The following is a 17081-nucleotide window of genomic DNA, read 5'->3' as shown; positions in this document are numbered from 1 at the left end:
GAGGAGAAGCACATTGAAACCACTCAAATTAACATTGACGGCATTTGGACCTTATAAAAATACAGAAGTCATTGATTTTAATGATTTAGAGGGTAATCGTCTGTTTGTAATTGCCGGGAATACGGGAGCTGGAAAGACGACGATTTTTGATGGGATTTGTTTTGCCTTGTATGGGTCGGCTAGTGGGCAAGACCGGGAAAATAGTATGATGCTCCGAAGTGATTTTGCAAATGATGATACACATACGTCGGTTGAACTTCTATTTGAATTAAAGGGGTGTACCTATCGTGTGCTCCGGCAATTGGGGCATGTGAAAAAAGGAAATAAGTCGAAAACCGGGGAGCGCTATGCGTTTTTTGAAATAGTAGATGGAAGTGAAGTCCCTTGTGTGGACCGGCAAATTGTTTCCGAGATTGATAAAAAGATAGAAGTTTTAATGGGCTTAACGCAAGATCAATTTAAGCAGATCGTCATGCTGCCACAGGGTGAATTTCGAAAACTGTTAACCTCCCAAACGGAAAATAAGGAGGAAATTTTGCGCCGGCTTTTTAAAACTGAACCGTACCAACAAATCAGTGAGCGATTGCGGACGAAGAAAAAGGCGATAGAAGATGCGTTTAATCAAGCCAAACAAACGCGGGATAATTATATCGAACATATTCGCGCGAGCCTTCCAATGCGCGAAGAATCTCTTATTTTCCAAGTGTTATCCGAGGAGCACTATAATGAACATCAGATTATCGACGGATTGGATGCGGAGCTCAGCTTTTACGCCCAGCAAATAAGCATGGATCAGAAAAAATATGAAGAAGCATACAAAGCGCATGATAAAAAGCAGACCGAGTTCCACCAGGCGCAAGCACTAAATGAGCGTTTTGAAGAGTTGAGTCGAAAAGAGGGCCGGTTGAAGGAACTAAAAAGTCAAGTCCCCTTATATGAAAAAAAGCAAAAACAGCTTGAAGATGCCGAACGTGCAAGCAAAATTGTGCCATATGAAAATCAAAGGCAAGAATGGCGAGCGGAAGAAAAGAACAAGACAAAGATTCTACATGATGCTGAAAACGCAAAGAAATTAGCTGACGATAGCGTTGAAAAGGTCCAGATCATCTATCAGCAGGAGGAAGCGAAACAGACGGAAAGGGAAGACATCCGCAGACAACTCGATCGTTTTCAAGAATTTTTACCAATCGTCAAAGAAATCGATGTAAAAAAACAACAGGTACAGGAGCTGAAGAACAAAGAAAAGCACGCCTTCAATCAGCTGCAAAAGCTCCAGGCAGAAATCAAAGATAAAAAGGCTAAAACGGAAAATTATAATGAGCAGATCAAGGTAATGGATCAACAAGTTAGCCAACTGCCGGACAAACAGCAAAAATTAATAGACATGCGGGAACAAGCAAAAGTGTTGATCGATTTCCTAGATTTAAGCGAAAAACAAGCTGAACACAAGAAGGAAGAAACCCACAGGAAGGAAGTTTTTGAAAAACAAAAAGAAACCTATACCACATTAGAGAAAACGTGGCTTAATGATCAGGCGCATGTTTTAGCCAGCCACCTGCATGACGGGGAGGCTTGCCCGGTTTGTGGGAGTCACGATCATCCTAGGAAAGCTACAAGTGAATCCGAAATGATCACAAAAGAGCAACTCGATTCTGCAAAGCAGGAGTTGGATGAGAAGGACAAGCTTTACCGAACTGCAGCTGCTAATCTGGAATCCATTACAGCACAATTGAAGGAAAAAGAGCGTGCAGTTGCATCCTATTCGGTACAGGTTGACGCGGTATCAACAGCTAAAGACCAAATCGTTGATGAAGGAAAAAAACTAAAAGCAGAAGTAAATGAGCTTCAGACCATAAGGGAAAAGCTTGCTAAATATAAGGAAGAATATGAACAGACAAATGAAGCTTACAAGCAGCTGGAAGCAAAAGAAAAAGAGGCTGAAAAAGCACATCAGCAAGCCAAAACAGATTATGAAACGGATCTCGCCGTTTACCAGGAAAGAATACAGCGCATCCCTGAGGAAGTAAGGGCGTTATCTGTATTAGAACAGAAGATAAAGGAAACGGAAAGCGTTAAAAACCAGCTGGAAAAGTCTTGGCAGGACGCGCAGACAAAGCTGCAGCAAGCGAGAGACGAACAAACAAAAGCTACCAGCAATCTCACCAATGCGAATAAGCAAGTAGAAGAGGCGAAAACGAAGCGACAAAAGTGCGATCAGCAGTTTATCGACGCACTTACGCAGGCTGCTTTTGACGAGGAACAAGCGTATCAGCAAGCGAAGATGCCTGAACGAGACTCACAGCATTTGAAAAATGATATTGAGCTTTTTAACCAAAATCGATCAACATTACAGGAACAAGTAGCTGAATTAAAAGACGCACTAAAAGACAAGCAACATGTGGATTTACGTGTCTTGCAAGAACGATTGAGTGAGTTAAAACAAGCTTATGAAGCAGCGTTTAAAAAATGGAATCAATCCAAGGAATATCATCAAGAAGCAGCGTCGCTGAAGACAAGTATCATGGATGCAAACGTGCGCGTTCGCGAAACGGAAAAGAACTTGAGCACTATTACGGATTTATATGACGTCATCAGAGGTCAGAACATGCAAAAAGTCTCATTCGAGCGGTATCTGCAAATCGAATACTTAGAGCAAATCATTGACGCTGCAAACCAGCGCATGAAGCGCCTGTCCAATGGCCAATTTTTCCTGATGCGAAGTGATCGCCAGGAATCCCACGGAAGGCAAAGCGGACTCACACTTGATGTTTATGATGCCTATACCGGGCAAACGAGGGATGTCAAGACATTGTCAGGCGGGGAAAAGTTTAATGCCTCCCTATGTTTAGCACTCGGCATGTCCGATGTGATTCAAAGTTTTCAAGGAAATATTTCAATTGAAACCATGTTCATTGATGAAGGTTTCGGTACATTAGATGAGGAATCGCTGAATAAAGCAATCGATGCACTGGTTGACCTGCAAAAATCAGGCCGGATGATTGGCGTTATTTCCCATGTACAAGAGTTAAAAACGATTTTTCCGGCAGTGCTTGAGGTGAGGAAAACAAAAGAGGGTTCAAGTCGGACCCAATTTGTGGTGTGAGCGGGGACTGTCCCCCGCTGCTCTAATGTGTTAAAGTGCAAGTGTGAAGTAAGATGATTAAAAAATACAGTCTTGCTGCTCAACAATCGGTCCATTTTGGTCGGTGGTGCGTAATTTTCACCGAATTAAGGAGTTGTTTATATGTTAAACTTCCCAAAAATTTCAGAAGTTAGGTTTACTAAATTAATCATTCACTCCATTTTTGCTGTGGTTGCCCTATCTATTTTAACCTTTCTAAGCAAAGATATAGTTGGTTTGGCACTTGGGCATCCAATTGAAAAGGATATCAGCTATGTATCCACAATATTACTTGTCATTTGGCTGTTATTTGCTATACAACGTGATAAATATCAGAAAACAATATAGCAAATGATGGAAATTTTTAAAACAATGGGACGCTTATTTGGAATAAATACCTGTAAATAATTTGATCATTTTTTACTTGGCAGATAGGAAAGTATAAACTTTCCTATGCTACATAAGTGCGGACTTTGGTTGTTACCTAAAGGCTTGGTGACAACCAAGTTTTCTAATGTTATTCCATTAAGGCGTTCTGTTTGAGTAAGAACGGAAATCCCGTTAAAACTGATGAGCTGCTTTACATATAGCGTTTTAAACAACTTCTATGGAGTATAATTTCCTCTGCTATTTTCTTCATCCCTAAAATCAACTACAAAATACAATCCTACTGAAACTTTAAAATTGCCTTTTATGTTTTTGATATGATATATTGGGAAAATGTGATTTAATCTATGATTAGTTTTTATTGCAAGAAAAGGTGGTATATAATGGAAAATACAAAAACGTTTAATTGGAAAAAACAAATACCGCTTTTCGCGATATTATTATCAGGTGCTTTTATTACTATTTTGAATCAGACACTTCTTGGGACTGCGCTTCCGCCTATCATGGAAGACCTAAATTTAAGTGAGAGTACAGCGCAATGGTTGCAGTCTGTTTTCATGCTGGTAAACGGTATTATGATTCCAGTAACAGCTTTTTTAATAGATAAATTTTCAACACGTAAGCTGTTTCTGACTGCTATGGGATTGTTTACTATAGGAACTTTTATTGCAGCTATTTCACCAAATTTCTCATTCTTAATGGCTGGACGCGTTTTTCAAGCGGCAGGAGCTGGTATAATGATGCCGCTTATGCAGACAATCTTGTTCCTTACCTTTCCCGTACACAGAAGAGGTTCGGCGATGGGATTGTTCGGGCTTGTCATCGCATTTGCACCGGCAATTGGTCCGAGTCTAGCAGGCTTTCTTGTTGATCAATTCCCATGGCGCAGTGTTTTTTATGTTGTACTGCCCATTGCGATTATAGACATTATAGCGGCTTACTTCTTACTCAAAAATGTGACGGAACAGAAGAATCCGAGATTGGATATATTATCTGTTATCCTCTCAACCATTGGGTTCGGTGGGCTCCTGTACGGTTTCAGTGTCGCTGGAGACGCTGGATGGCTCAGCTATCAGGTAATCTTATCTATTGTTTTCGGGGCAATTTCTCTCTATTGGTTCATTACAAGACAATTGAAATTGAAAGAGCCGCTCCTCGAATTCAGGGTGTTTAAACATGGCACATTTACGCTAGCGACTGCTCTTGGGATGGTTGTCTTCGCTGCAATGATTGGAACAAATGTTATTTTGCCATTATACATGCAGAATATGGTTGGGTTCTCGGCACTCACATCCGGTCTTGTGTTGTTACCTGGAGCTATTATTATGGGATTTTCAAATCCGATTACCGGATATCTCTTTGATAGATTTGGAGGAAAGTGGCTTGCTCGCGGTGGTCTTTTACTATTATCACTGACCACTTTCGCGTTCACGGATTTATCTGCGGATACAAGCTTCGCATATCTAGCAAGCATGAATGGTATTCGAATGATTTCAATTGCAATGGTGATGATGCCAATGACAACCCTGGCCTTGAATCAGTTGCCTGACCATCTTATACCACATGGGACTGCGGTTAATAACACATTCCGCCAAGTCTCCGGGTCGATCGGTACTGCGGTTCTTGTCACCATCATGACGACAACTGCCATACAAGACGACACAGTGAATGGTATTATTCATGGTGTGAATGTTTCCTTTATCGTAGCGGCAATCACAGCAATCCTTGGATTCATACTTTCGTTTAAACTCAAAGAAGAAGTAAAACCGAGAGATCGTTCAACGGAAAGTTAAAATATTTACTGATATGGAAGATAATCTTAAACTAAGGGGCGCAATTCTGAAGTGAGAATTGTGCTCTTTTTAATTTAAGGCCATATTGTTGAAGAAAGTTTATCTAAATTTCCCACTTGACAGTTTTTCCTGTATCCGTTATGATATGTAGAAATCTTAAAAATTGAATATTTCCTTATCAAGAGTCGGGGGAGGAACTGGTCCTGTGATCCCGCAGCAACCGTTAACACGGTGCTAATTCCAGCAAGCATTTCGCTTGAAAGATGAGACGTGTTTAAATAAATTTTAACCTCTTCCTCATCGGTAGAGGTTTTTTTATTGGAAATTGGTGACAGCTGGATTTCTGCACGCGATACACGTATCTTTTAATCTGAGTAATTATATAAGGAAAGTTTGATTATTTTTAGGAGGTGAACTGTTTTATAACGGAGCACGAGGAGCCAAACTTAAAATCTATTAAAAAAGGAGTATTTACATTATGACAAAACAAATTCATTTGAACGGGTTTATCCAAAATTCACCTTCTCCGCATTCCATGGGGCTGTGGAAACATGAATTGGATCAGGGAACAAATCATAATAGTTTATCTTATTGGACAGAAACAGCTCAAATTTTAGAACGTGGGAAATTTGATGCGTTATTTATTGCCGATGTACTTGGAACATACAGTGTATATGGAAACAGCCATGATGCGGCTGCTCGGCATGCAGTTCAGCTTCCAGCGCATGATCCGTTAATCCCTATTTCGGCAATGGCAGCAGTCACTAAAAATTTGGGCTTTGCGCCGACGATTTCCGCTACATATGCACAACCCTATTCGCTAGCACGGCAGTTATCGACACTTGATCATTTAACCGGGGTAGGATTGCGTGGAATGTGGTGACATCGTATCTGGAAAGCGAAGCAGTTAATCTTGGCCTTAAGACCCGTCTACCCAAGGAACTCCGTTATGACCGTGCAGATGAGTTTCTGAACGTTGTCTATAAATTATGGGAACACAGCTGGGAGAACGATGCGGTTGTTTATGATAAAGAAAACGATACCTATGCAGATCCGGATAAAGTACATTTGATCGACCATGAAGGTGAATTTTTCAATGTTCCAGGCCCGCATTTGGTAGAACCGTCGCCTCAGCGCACCCCGGTACTTTTTCAAGCAGGAGCTTCTCCAAAGGGGAGAGATTTTGCTGCCAAACATGCTGAAGCTGTTTTTACAAAAAATCATTCACTGGAAGCTTTAAAAGCGTATGTTGCAGATATACGGAAGCGAACGGTGGAACAGGGGAGAAGACAGGAGGATGTATTTGTTTCTCAATTGATTCTACCAATTATCGGATCAACTGAAGAAGAGGCTAATATGAAATATGAAGATTTGATCAATCATATTAGCTTTGAGGGTACGGCTTCGCTTTTGTCAGGGCATACTGGGATTGATTTTTCCAAATATGATCCGGATCAGTACATTGAAGATATTGAGACAGAAGCAGTTCAGGGAAATTTGGATTTATATACAAAAGATCCGAATAAAAAGTGGACCTTACGAGAAGCTGTTAAAAATCATGGGCTTGGAAATGGTACCGTTAAATTTATTGGAACTCCGGAACAAATTGCAGATCGCATGGTGGAGTGGTCGAATGAAGGAGATGTGGATGGTTTTACGATTGCCCAAGCTTATTCACCGGGTACCTATCGTGAGTTTGTTGATCATGTAGTTCCTGAATTACAGAAACGTGGTGTCTACCGACAGGAATATGAAGGACAGACGTTAAGAGAAAATATGTTTGAAAAAGGAAGTGCTCACTTGCCGGATAACCATCCTGCGAAAAGGATTGGAACTGTTCAGACAAAATAATAATAAAATGAAGTTCTACCATTCGATAAGAAAATGGAGGAAATTATGTTTACAATTTATTGGATTGCCATCGTCATATGTTGGATTGTGGGATTGATAATATGGAATAAAATCTACCCGAAACAAAAAGGTGGGGGAAGTTGATGCTGGGTGATGATAATAATATATTAATATGGCTGATATTGGGAGCGTTGTTGGGATATTTTCTATTAACGACCTGGCTAGGAAAACGAGGTTCAGCCCATAGTAAGTCGATGAAAGGATTTGCTATCGCAAAAGGAAAGGTGAATCCCTGGATTGTCGGAATCAGTTTCGGGGCAAGCTATGCAAGTGCAAATCTATTTATCGGAGTTCCCGGGTGGGCTTATACCTATGGTGCACCGGTACTTTGGTATTCGCTGGGATGCTTTGGGGTCTCATGGATAGGGTTGCTTCTTTTTGCTAAAACCTTCTGGGAGCAGGGGCAAAAAAAGGAAGGCAGCCTCACCTTGCCGCAATGGCTAGGGATTCGATATCAAAGTAAAGCATTACAGGTAGTTGTTGCCTTACTCATTTTATTCAACATTTATTATATTGTTGCTCAAAATGTTGGCTTAGCAACCATGTTTGAAACAATCATAGGGATCCCGTACATGTGGGGAATTCTTATAGGGGTAACCATAACTGTCGTCTATGTTAGTTTGGGGGGCGCCTTTGCCCAGTTGATCACGGACGGAATACAAGGTACGGTCATGTCGGTCATTTCCGTCCTGTTGTTTATTTCGCTGTTTTGGTCCATCGGAGGGGGATGGAATGTTTTAGGTAACTTGCAAACGCAGATGGGCGCAATCGATGGAAGTATGTTAGGTCTAACTTCAGAGAACGGTCCGTTTCACAGTGTATTTGCTATTTTGAGCATCCAATGGCTGCTGTTTAGTTTTGCTTTGCTTCCCCATCTAATGAATAAAGTGCTGACTGTAGAGAAGAAAGAGGATTTACGTAAGTTTACGCTATCTTCCGGAATAACGTTATTTGTACTATCTACGTTTTCTGTATTTGCTGGTATGGCTGCACGTATTACGGTCCCAAATCTGTCATCTCCAGATAGTGCAGTACCAGCCTATATTATGGAGGTTTTTCCTACTATTCTAGTAGTCTTAATGGTCGTAGGAATTATTTCAGCTATCTTGTCCACGACAGATAGCCTGTATCTCGGCATGACAACAAGCATTGGCAACGATCTTTATAAAGTGCTCGTGGCTCCAATTCTTTACAAAGATAAAAAAATTTCCAAGAGAAAATTAGATCAAAAAGCAGTAAGGGTTTCCCGGATTTCGCTTATCCTAATTGGAGGACTCACGTTATACATGTCTATTGATAGACCGGATTCGTTGGCGTTATTAGCTCAAATCGGCACCTCAGCAATCCTAAGTGGTATCGCGGCGCCTATTACGCTAAGCTACTTTTGGAAAAAAGCGCATCGTACAGGCGCGTTGGCATCCGTTGTGTTGGGGCCGAGCTGTTTCATCTTTTTAACAGGAACAGGGATTATTGAACAGGTGTTTGAAGCAATGTTTTACAGTTCGCTGTTGGGTTACACCGTAATGATATCTGTTAGTATTCTGGCTGAGTATTTAGAAAAGCAGAAGAAGCATTATTATTTGAAGCGACATGCTAGATAAGAAAGTCAGGCTTATTGGGTCTGTCCCTCACTTCTTTATCATATTAAAGCGGTGGGGACAGGCCCTATTCACAATCATGCCCCTGCTGTTCATCCCCATCAATCAAATGCTCAAGCAAAGACATCCTGCAAGTCTGCCTCCAACTCTTCAAACACCTCGGAGCGAACTGCCTGCTGGGCGCTTTTTGAATAGGTCTTGTTGTTTACAATATCATTGTCCTCCAGCACGTAAACCAAAATATGCTCATTAATGGGATCGACAATCCAGTACTCGTTGACACCGCACTGTTTATATAATTCAAGCTTTTTCAACATATTTTTATTTCTCGTGGAGGGTGATAACACTTCGACTACCAGCGTTGGTGTCCCCTTATAGTTGCCTTTCTCGTCCAAATTGTCTTTGTCGCGGATGACCACAATATCCGGTTGGACGACACAGACGTTGTCTTCTTCTTTAAAGAAAGTTATATCAAACGGAGATGTGAGCGGAACACATTTTTTTCCTTTAAAGCCATTGTAAAATGCGCCGTAAAGCTCGCCAACTACACGCTGGTGCTTGTAGGAAGGAGAGGCAAGGTTATAAATGACGCCATCAATTAATTCAAACCTTTGCTCCGCTTCCTCCTTAGTTCCAAAAATTCCTCATACGTCACCCAGCCATCTGAAGATCGGTATGCTGGTTGCTCTTCTTTGACATAATCTGGATCATAACAGGCCATGATTTTAGCCGTATCTTTTCCACTTTTTGTCACAATGATATCCTCACCTGCTGACATATTTCAAATATTCTCCGAAACTATTTTGCATTTTCGTTGAAGGCACTCTCACTATTCGACACCCCTCTTTGTTGTTAGCTAATATATTTATATTATATACAATATTAGGTATTTATCAAATGAATTTTTATGTAATTAGCTAAATTGTGATGTCTTTTTGAAATGATATAGGCTGAGTTTTGAAAAGATTTATTATCGCAAAAGGAAAAAATTCACCACGAATACGGCACGCGGCCAAACCACTGATAGCGCCGCTTCGAAATAAAGCGATAAGCAGGATCACCAATATTTTTAGCAAGCGGCAGGTGCATGAGTACGGCCAGCGGGATTGTTACAGGCAGGAGGGATAAAATTTTTCGTATTGTATAGTAACCTGTTAGAATCTTCTTATCTTTGGTATACATATAAATTTCGTCGTACATATTTTTATAACGATTTATTCTTTCCCTTGTCGCCTCGTTTACTTCCTGGACGGGATGCCAATTGATTCTATCCAGCCAGTCAAGCTTTTGCAATACTGCCTTTACAGTTCTGCATAACGGGCATTCTGCGTCGTAAAACACGATATGTTTATCCATGGGTAGGTCTCCTTTTAAAACGATTCATTCTGTTCACTCCGCTGCAAACTTTCTTCTAATTATAGCATATAATTACCGAAGCAGTCCCCTTGCACTATTTTCTTATCAGGTATTAATTCTTTAGTACTTTTATAGCGGGCAAAATGTATCTATTCATATAGAGAAACGTTTGATACAATAATTTTGAAAATTCATGTGTGTAAAAGGTGAGGCGGGTATGTAGCTAATAAATCCATTTTTCAGGAGGAATGAAAATGATTTTGACCTATGACCAAAAGGAAAAGCTTCTTCCAGTGACAACCGATCGTGCGTATTTGCGTAGCATTCTTTCCGAGCATGCAAGCGTAAGAGTAAAAATGGAAACAGATGAAAAGGCATATTATGATGAGGAAACAGATAGTCAGGCGATCCGGCACTATTATCGTGAAATTGATTTTTCCGATCTATCAGCCCTCACCAAGCTTCTTCGAGAAACCCATACGAATCAGATACGCTATGATCCGAGTGAATATGTTTATCCATGGGTTGACTTGCGGCCAGATGGTAATCTAGCAAGTGTTTATTCAGGAAAAGAACGGAAGGCAGAAACAGTTATTAATGAAGATTATGAAACGTCGTTGAAGCGAAAGGAAGCGATTGAAAAAACTTCAGAACTCGACCAGGACAAAATCGTACAAATCGAGCAAGATTTTAAATATAATTGTGAGCATTCGGTGCCACAATCGTGGTTTAACGAACAGGAGCCGATGCGCGGTGATCTTCACCATTTATTTACGTGTGAACCTGTTTGCAATTCAATTAGGAGCAATTATCCGTATCATGACTTTACGGAATATAATCCGGAGGCAGGAGCTAATCGGATTGAAGCGGCGTGTGGGAAAGCAGACGAGGAATTGTTTGAACCGGAGTACGGGAAAGGGACTGTTGCCCGTGCCATGCTGTATTTTTTAGTAAGATATCCTGATCAGATCGAATCCTCTTATGAATCTGGAATTGATACAGCGCTTTTACTGGATTGGCATCAGGCTTTTCCACCTGAAATTTATGAAAAGCACCGGAATCAGGCGATCTTTGACATTCAGGGAAACCGCAATCCATTTATTGACTTTCCGGAAAGAATGGGAGACCTTTGGCGGTAAGAGAGTGTGAGGAATTGGGGTATTATTTCTCTGATTCCTCATTTTTTCGATTTAAAAAAGGGCAGGGGGACTTTTGGCTTCCTACGAATCTAGTAGTTTTCCTTACATAGATTTATCTTCTCCTTCACTCTAACTTAATAGTCTTTCTTTATAATAATAGATAACTACTAGGAAGGGAGATTTTATTTATGAAGCGTATTTTTTCTATTTTTTTCATGACGATTATTTTTATGAGCCTGTTCACCGCTCCTACTCTTGCTGCAAGCGGGCAGGAGATTACGAATGTGGCACATCGAGGTGCTTCGGGACACACGCCTGAAAATACGATGGTCGCCTTTGACAAAGCTTTTGAGATGAAAGCTGACTACATTGAAATCGATGTGCAAATGACGAAGGATGGGGAATTGGTTGCCATTCATGATACCACAGTAAACCGGACAACAAATGGAACAGGTGCTGTTGGTGATTATACGCTGGAAGAAATACAGCAACTGGATGCTGGCAGCTGGTTTGGTGAGGAATTTGCGGGGGAGAAGATCCCGACGTTTGAAGAAATCATCGATGCTTATCGTGGAAAAATTGGTATTTTAATTGAATTGAAAGCACCAGAACTATATCCAGGTATCGAAGAAAAAGTTGCTGATGCTTTGAAAGAACGCAATATGCATAAACCGAATAATAATAAAGTTATCATTCAATCGTTCAATCATGATTCAGTTCAAACATCAAAAGAACTGGTACCGAATATTCCACATGGTGTACTGCTTGGGCTTGAGGCAGCAGATGTTACCGATGAGCAGTTAGCAGCGTTTGCAAGCTATGCTGATTACTTTAATCCAAGTATGAATGTTGTGACAGATGAACTGGTTGATCGCGTTCATGCAGCCGAAATGGAAATCTGGGCTTATACCGTAAGATCACAGGAACAGGCAGATAGGTTAGCGGAGCACGAAGTTGACGGGATTGTTACTGATTTTCCGGAGTATGTTTATAACCATCCCGGGAACTTGTGATAAGAGGAGGGTGAAAAAACTAAGCTGAGATTGGTAGCTAATTGCGCTTCTTTCTTTGGAAAATAAAAGCACATGTATACCTAATAGTAACAGGTATACATGTGCCTCTTTTTATCCAACTATCACTGCTTATTCCACCCCTGGGAACCAGCCTGGCGTAGTTGTAATAGCTTTCCATAATGGATCTGGTACCTCTAATTCTTCTTGCTTGTTGACGTCTAATAAGGTATTAATTTCGGCTTCTTTTTCTACTTCTATCTTTTGTACCCAGTCTGGATCGATAATTATTTCTCTTCCAAGCGCTAGGAATGCGATTCCGGTTTGGAATGCTTCACGCGCTTGATCAGCAGAGTAGATGGAACCTACACCGATTAATGGGACGCGGTTATTGATTTTTTCTAATAGCAGTTCCACACGTGTCTTCGTTGTGTCGGCTCCCCTTCTTGCTTTGGACCAGAAATCGCCTAGGGATACATGCAGATAATCTAGTCCTTTCTCAGATAACACATCGACCAACTGGAGGGTATCACCCATCGTAATGCCAGGTGTTTCGGGCTCTTCTGGTGAAAAACGATATCCAACGACAAACGGCTCTTTCGCATGTTCTTTAACAACCTGTTGCACTTTATCAACAACCGCCAATGGAAATGTCATGCGTTTTTGCACGTTTCCTCCAAATTGGTCATCGCGGCGATTGGAGTGAGGAGAGAAAAATTGCTGGATGAGATAAGCATTCGCTCCGTGAATCTCAACTCCATCAAAACCAGCTTCGATCGCCCGACGTGCGGACTCTCCAAATGCGTCAATGATTTCCACGATTTCAGCTTCCGTTAATCCACGAGGTTCCACGCCAGCTGTTGCACCGTTTTCAGCCGATACATTGCTCGCACTGACAATTTCCCCATTTGGAACAAGGTCTGGGATACACATTCTTCCTCCATGGAAAATCTGTAAAATTGCTTTGGCTCCCTGATTTTTAATGCCGTTGGCCAATTGTCTTAGGCTGGGGATAAGTTCATCGCGGTCACTGCCGAACTCGCCAGGGAATCCCTTCCCGTTAGGAGTTACATAGGCACATGCTGTAATAACTGCCCCCACACCTTTCGAACGCCGTGCGTAATAATTTACTTCAGCTTCTGTAACCGAACCGTCCGGATTAGATGAAAAGTTTGTCATTGGCGCCATGATTATTCTGTTTTTTAATTCCACATCTTTTGATAATGAATAAGGCTCTAATAATGTTTTATAGTTAGCGTTCATTTTTGTCCTCCTCGTTTTTTAGCGACAACCATTATTGTAATAAAGTAAATTACGTTTGTTAAACAATTAGCCTAAGGCGTACCGTTAGTCAAACATAACTTATTATTGATGGATTAGTAGAAGAGAGAGAAATTCCAGCATTATTTTAAAAATAAGTAAAAAAGCTATTAGCCCTAATATAGGAATCTAACAGCTTTTTTCATAAATTAATACCGGCAACTATTTATCTTTATCCGCTTTATCTTCCAACATAGGAGGGAAAATGGTCGGTATGCCTTGAACTTTTCCTGTTATAAACGAAGTGATTTGCGTAGATTCTGTTAATAGGGGGTAAGCCAAATGATCGATATCCCCTTTTTTAACAATCTCTTCCAGTTGTGTTGCAGTTAAATCCTTTTCAGCTTCCACTGAAAAAATTGCTTCTATCGTCAAGTTTAAATCTAACGCCCCAGTTACATTTTCTGTATATTCTACAGCAATTTGGTTCCGTTCTTTGTTAAATTCAAGTATTTCAATATTATTCTTTCTATCGATCTTGCCGCCGTTCTTTTTACGTTCTGTTGATAGATTTACAAGTTTGATATCCTCTAGATTTAAATTTAGTTCCAATTCATTTTCAGCGATGATAATACACCCTTTCATATGTAAGTGCATGCGATGTGCTTGTTCTTATTACTAGATAAATTTTACCATTATAGTAGGGAATGTTCAACTAAACCCTGGCAGCATGGGTATCTTTTTATGTATGCGCATGCCTGTTTTAAAAAATAAATACTCATCTCCCTTGACCCTATCCTACAAATCAAATAAAGTATGAACATAAAAACAAAGGCGAGGGAAGAAAAAATGAATCGTTATATTGAAGAAAAAATCCATACATTTCAAGACAAAAATCGAAACCGGGCGCGCTTTTTGATCAAATGCCCGGATCAGCCCGGAATTGTGTCAGCTGTTTCCCGATTTCTTTATGATCATGGGGCCAATATTATCGAGTCGGACCAATATACGATGGATCCGATCGGTGGAGAGTTTTTTATTCGGATTGAATTTGAATGTGATGAATTAAAAGAGAAGGCCAATCTACTGGAGGAGGATTTCCATTCGGTTGCTGAAAAATTTAACATGGACTGGAAAATTACCTATGTAAATGAAATAAAGAACATGGCGGTGTTTGTGTCCAGTCAGCCGCATTGCCTGCTGGAGTTATTATGGGAATGGCAGAGTGGGGATCTGATGGCGAATATTGCTGTTGTTATCAGTAACCATGAAACTGCTAGAGAAATGGTCAAGTCGTTTGGTATTCCTTTTTATTACATACCGGCGAACAAAGACATTCGTGACCAAGTTGAGGAAAAGCAGAAACAGCTTTTGCAGGATTATGACATTGACGTGATTGCACTGGCTCGCTACATGCAGATACTTACACCAAGCTTTGTGGAGACCTATCATAATCGTATTATCAACATCCATCATTCTTTTCTGCCGGCATTTGTCGGTGCGAAGCCCTATGAGCGAGCTTTTGAGCGTGGCGTGAAAATGATTGGGGCCACTTCCCATTATGTGACGAATGATCTGGATGAGGGGCCGATTATTGAACAGGATATCAGCCGCGTGGATCATCGTGATAATGTGGAAGCTATGAAAAAAGTAGGCCAGTCCATCGAGCGCAGTGTACTTGCGCGAGCAGTCAAATGGCATCTAGATGACCGGATTATTGTTCATGGGAATAAGACGATTGTATTTTAACGCTTGACCTAAAATTTTATAATTATAAAAGAAGTCCTTTCTGCCTGAGAAAAGGGCTTTTTTTGTTCAAAAGGAAAGTAATATTAATTTTGGATGAAACATATATATCAAACAATCCAAACATAGGGGTCTGAAACATAGGGGTCTGTCCCTCACCGCTCTACCACTTTAGCGTAGCGGGGGACAGACCCCACAAAGGAGGTATTGCTTATGGACGTGTTATCGATTGTCCCACCGCTTGTTGCAGTGGTTTTAGCCATTATGACAAAGCGTGTTTTAATTTCTCTTTTCGTCAGTATTTGGGTTGGCGGCTTAATTGCGGCGGGATGGAACCCGTTTGAGGCAGTTGGTTTGACTTTCACATGGATGAAGGATGTAATGATTGATCCATGGAACGCGCGTTTTCTTGTCATGACCGCACTGCTTGGAACTGGGGCTGCTTTTATGTTTAAGACTGGTGGTTCTGAAGGGCTGATCAGGGTGTTACAAAAGCGGTTAACGACGAAGAAGCGTGTGCTATTTTTGCCATATTTCTTAGGGATTCTCATTTTCTTTAACGACTACGTAAACTCTGTCATTGTTGGAAATGCGACAAAAGATATCACCAAAAAACATAATATATCGCGGGAGAAGTTATCCTATGTCATTGACTCAACAGCTGCTCCGATGGCAACGATTGGTCCTGTTTCCGATTGGATCGGTTTTCAGGTGTCTTTAATTGCAGCGGCTTTTGCGAGTTTAAGTATTGTTGGGATGGAGCCTTACTTCGTCTTTTTACAATCCATTCCTTGGAATTTTTATGCGATACTATGTCTATTAGCCGTCCCGATGATTATTGCCGGGAAAGATTTTGGGCCAATGGCAAAAGCGGAACATCGTGCGCATACTACTGGAAAATTAATACCAGATGGTTCAACACCACTGTCTTCCGTTGATCAGGATTTGGGAGAGCCGCATCAAAGAGAAGGCAGTGTTTGGAATTTCATCCTTCCACTTGTAACACTTATTTCTGTAAGTATTTGGGGATTATGGTATTCAGGTGGTGGTGCCACTGGAAAATCAATGATGGATGCGCTTGCTGATACAGATGTTTCCGTTGCACTAACTTGGGGCGCATTTGCGATGACAGCAGTGGGTATTATTATCGCGCTGGTTCAAGGTATGGGTTTGAAAAAGTGTGAGGATACCTTACTTGGTGGTATTCGTACCATGTTGCCAGCACTTATCATTATTATCCTGGCTTGGTCGATTGGAACAGTAACGGAAGTACTTGGAACTGCGGAATTCGTCGTAAGTGCGACAGAAGGATGGATGACGGCAGCACTTATTCCATTTCTGGTTTTTGTTATTGCTATGTTTATCTCTTTTGCAACAGGTACCTCTTGGGGAACGATGTCCATTTTAACGCCAATTGCGATACCACTGGCCTATACGATGGGTGGCGAAGATCTTATCCCAATCGTTATCGGAGCGATTTTTGCCGGGTCGATTTTTGGAGATCATGTCTCACCTATTTCTGATACAACAGTGATGGCATCCATCTTTTCCGAATCGGATCACATCGCGCATGTTAATACACAGATCCCCTATGCACTAGTGCCTGCAGGGATAGCGGGAGTCTTATATCTATTGTATTCTTTCATTGGAAGCGGTATTGTATTACTCATTGCCGGTATCGTCGTTCAATTCTTCCTCTTGCGTTATTTGGGTAATCGAGGGGACAGTCCCCCGGCGCATTAATGTGTTAAAGAAGGGGT

General features: G+C 41.1%; 13 protein-coding genes, 1 pseudogene and 1 riboswitch. Of the genes and pseudogenes, 9 read left to right on the top strand and 5 right to left on the bottom strand.

Translation table 11 applies throughout. The features are described from left to right. The first annotated feature begins 13 nt into the window (after positions 1-13). From KFZ58_RS14735 to KFZ58_RS14715, 5 genes and pseudogenes are all read left to right on the top strand, one after another. Positions 14-3103, top strand: coding sequence for an AAA family ATPase (locus KFZ58_RS14735; protein WP_235792051.1), 3090 nt, complete (start codon positions 14-16; stop codon positions 3101-3103). Positions 3104-3244: 141 nt separating this feature from the next. Next, positions 3245-3469, top strand: coding sequence for a hypothetical protein (locus tag KFZ58_RS14730; protein ID WP_235792050.1), 225 nt, complete (start codon positions 3245-3247; stop codon positions 3467-3469). A 422-nt stretch (positions 3470-3891) separates the two neighbouring features. Next, the gene (locus KFZ58_RS14725) at positions 3892-5301 is read left to right on the top strand and encodes an MDR family MFS transporter (protein ID WP_235792049.1); all 1410 of its coding nucleotides are present in this window, start codon (positions 3892-3894) and stop codon (positions 5299-5301) included. A 172-nt stretch (positions 5302-5473) separates the two neighbouring features. Beyond that, positions 5474-5571: riboswitch (SAM riboswitch) on the top strand. 205 nt (positions 5572-5776) lie between these two features. Next, positions 5777-7152: pseudogene (locus KFZ58_RS14720) on the top strand (LLM class flavin-dependent oxidoreductase). Between the two features lie 143 nt (positions 7153-7295). After that, positions 7296-8813: a sodium:solute symporter family protein gene (locus tag KFZ58_RS14715; RefSeq protein WP_235792048.1), complete on the top strand. Its 1518-nt coding sequence runs from the start codon at positions 7296-7298 to the stop codon at positions 8811-8813. A 110-nt stretch (positions 8814-8923) separates the two neighbouring features. Here KFZ58_RS14715 and KFZ58_RS14710 read toward each other — a convergent pair whose 3' ends face one another. The 3 genes from KFZ58_RS14710 to KFZ58_RS14700 all read right to left on the bottom strand — a co-directional run bounded on the left by KFZ58_RS14710 (position 8924) and on the right by KFZ58_RS14700 (position 10166). Then, entirely contained in the window at positions 8924-9397 is a 474-nt protein-coding gene (locus tag KFZ58_RS14710; RefSeq protein WP_235794755.1) for a Uma2 family endonuclease, read from the bottom strand. 11 nt (positions 9398-9408) lie between these two features. Then, positions 9409-9588 (bottom strand): hypothetical protein, encoded by a 180-nt coding sequence (locus KFZ58_RS14705; protein ID WP_235792047.1) that lies wholly within the window; start codon positions 9586-9588, stop codon positions 9409-9411. Positions 9589-9800: 212 nt separating this feature from the next. Beyond that, entirely contained in the window at positions 9801-10166 is a 366-nt protein-coding gene (locus KFZ58_RS14700; protein ID WP_235792046.1) for a thiol-disulfide oxidoreductase DCC family protein, read from the bottom strand. Positions 10167-10420: 254 nt separating this feature from the next. Here KFZ58_RS14700 and KFZ58_RS14695 point away from each other — a divergent pair, with 254 nt between their 5' ends. Together KFZ58_RS14695 and KFZ58_RS14690 are read left to right on the top strand one after the other, a co-directional pair. Then, entirely contained in the window at positions 10421-11305 is an 885-nt protein-coding gene (locus tag KFZ58_RS14695) for an endonuclease I family protein (protein ID WP_235792045.1), read from the top strand. Between the two features lie 188 nt (positions 11306-11493). Next, positions 11494-12318, top strand: a complete 825-nt coding sequence (locus KFZ58_RS14690) for a glycerophosphodiester phosphodiesterase (protein WP_235792044.1) — start codon at positions 11494-11496, stop codon at positions 12316-12318. 129 nt (positions 12319-12447) lie between these two features. Here KFZ58_RS14690 and KFZ58_RS14685 read toward each other — a convergent pair whose 3' ends face one another. After that, positions 12448-13578, bottom strand: a complete 1131-nt coding sequence (locus tag KFZ58_RS14685; protein ID WP_235792043.1) for an NADH-dependent flavin oxidoreductase — start codon at positions 13576-13578, stop codon at positions 12448-12450. 219 nt (positions 13579-13797) lie between these two features. After that, positions 13798-14220, bottom strand: coding sequence for a hypothetical protein (locus KFZ58_RS14680; RefSeq protein ID WP_235792042.1), 423 nt, complete (start codon positions 14218-14220; stop codon positions 13798-13800). 204 nt (positions 14221-14424) lie between these two features. Here KFZ58_RS14680 and purU point away from each other — a divergent pair, with 204 nt between their 5' ends. Together purU and KFZ58_RS14670 are read left to right on the top strand one after the other, a co-directional pair. Further along, a complete protein-coding gene (purU, locus tag KFZ58_RS14675; protein WP_235794754.1) occupies positions 14425-15324 on the top strand; it encodes a formyltetrahydrofolate deformylase in 900 nt (299 codons plus the stop codon). A 210-nt stretch (positions 15325-15534) separates the two neighbouring features. Beyond that, positions 15535-17064 (top strand): Na+/H+ antiporter NhaC family protein, encoded by a 1530-nt coding sequence (locus tag KFZ58_RS14670; protein WP_235792041.1) that lies wholly within the window; start codon positions 15535-15537, stop codon positions 17062-17064. Positions 17065-17081: the final 17 nt, after the last annotated feature.

It is taken from the genome of Virgibacillus sp. NKC19-16, assembly GCF_021560035.1.
GTDB classification, from domain to species: Bacteria; Bacillota; Bacilli; order Bacillales; family Amphibacillaceae; genus Virgibacillus_L; species Virgibacillus_L salidurans.
Note: the sequence above shows the minus strand (reverse complement) of the source record. Positions and strands in the feature narration are given on the sequence as shown.

Excerpts from the sequence above, each read along its gene's own strand:
- KFZ58_RS14730 (WP_235792050.1), top strand. The coding sequence starts at position 3,245 with ATGTTAAACTTCCCAAAAATTTCAGAAGTTAGGTTTACTAAATTAATC.
- KFZ58_RS14725 (WP_235792049.1), top strand. The coding sequence starts at position 3,892 with ATGGAAAATACAAAAACGTTTAATTGGAAAAAACAAATACCGCTTTTC.
- KFZ58_RS14715 (WP_235792048.1), top strand. The coding sequence starts at position 7,296 with ATGCTGGGTGATGATAATAATATATTAATATGGCTGATATTGGGAGCG.
- KFZ58_RS14705 (WP_235792047.1), bottom strand. The coding sequence starts at position 9,588 with ATGTCAGCAGGTGAGGATATCATTGTGACAAAAAGTGGAAAAGATACG.
- KFZ58_RS14700 (WP_235792046.1), bottom strand. The coding sequence starts at position 10,166 with ATGGATAAACATATCGTGTTTTACGACGCAGAATGCCCGTTATGCAGA.
- KFZ58_RS14695 (WP_235792045.1), top strand. The coding sequence starts at position 10,421 with ATGATTTTGACCTATGACCAAAAGGAAAAGCTTCTTCCAGTGACAACC.
- KFZ58_RS14690 (WP_235792044.1), top strand. The coding sequence starts at position 11,494 with ATGAAGCGTATTTTTTCTATTTTTTTCATGACGATTATTTTTATGAGC.
- KFZ58_RS14685 (WP_235792043.1), bottom strand. The coding sequence starts at position 13,578 with ATGAACGCTAACTATAAAACATTATTAGAGCCTTATTCATTATCAAAA.
- KFZ58_RS14680 (WP_235792042.1), bottom strand. The coding sequence starts at position 14,220 with ATGAAAGGGTGTATTATCATCGCTGAAAATGAATTGGAACTAAATTTA.
- purU (WP_235794754.1), top strand. The coding sequence starts at position 14,425 with ATGAATCGTTATATTGAAGAAAAAATCCATACATTTCAAGACAAAAAT.
- KFZ58_RS14670 (WP_235792041.1), top strand. The coding sequence starts at position 15,535 with ATGGACGTGTTATCGATTGTCCCACCGCTTGTTGCAGTGGTTTTAGCC.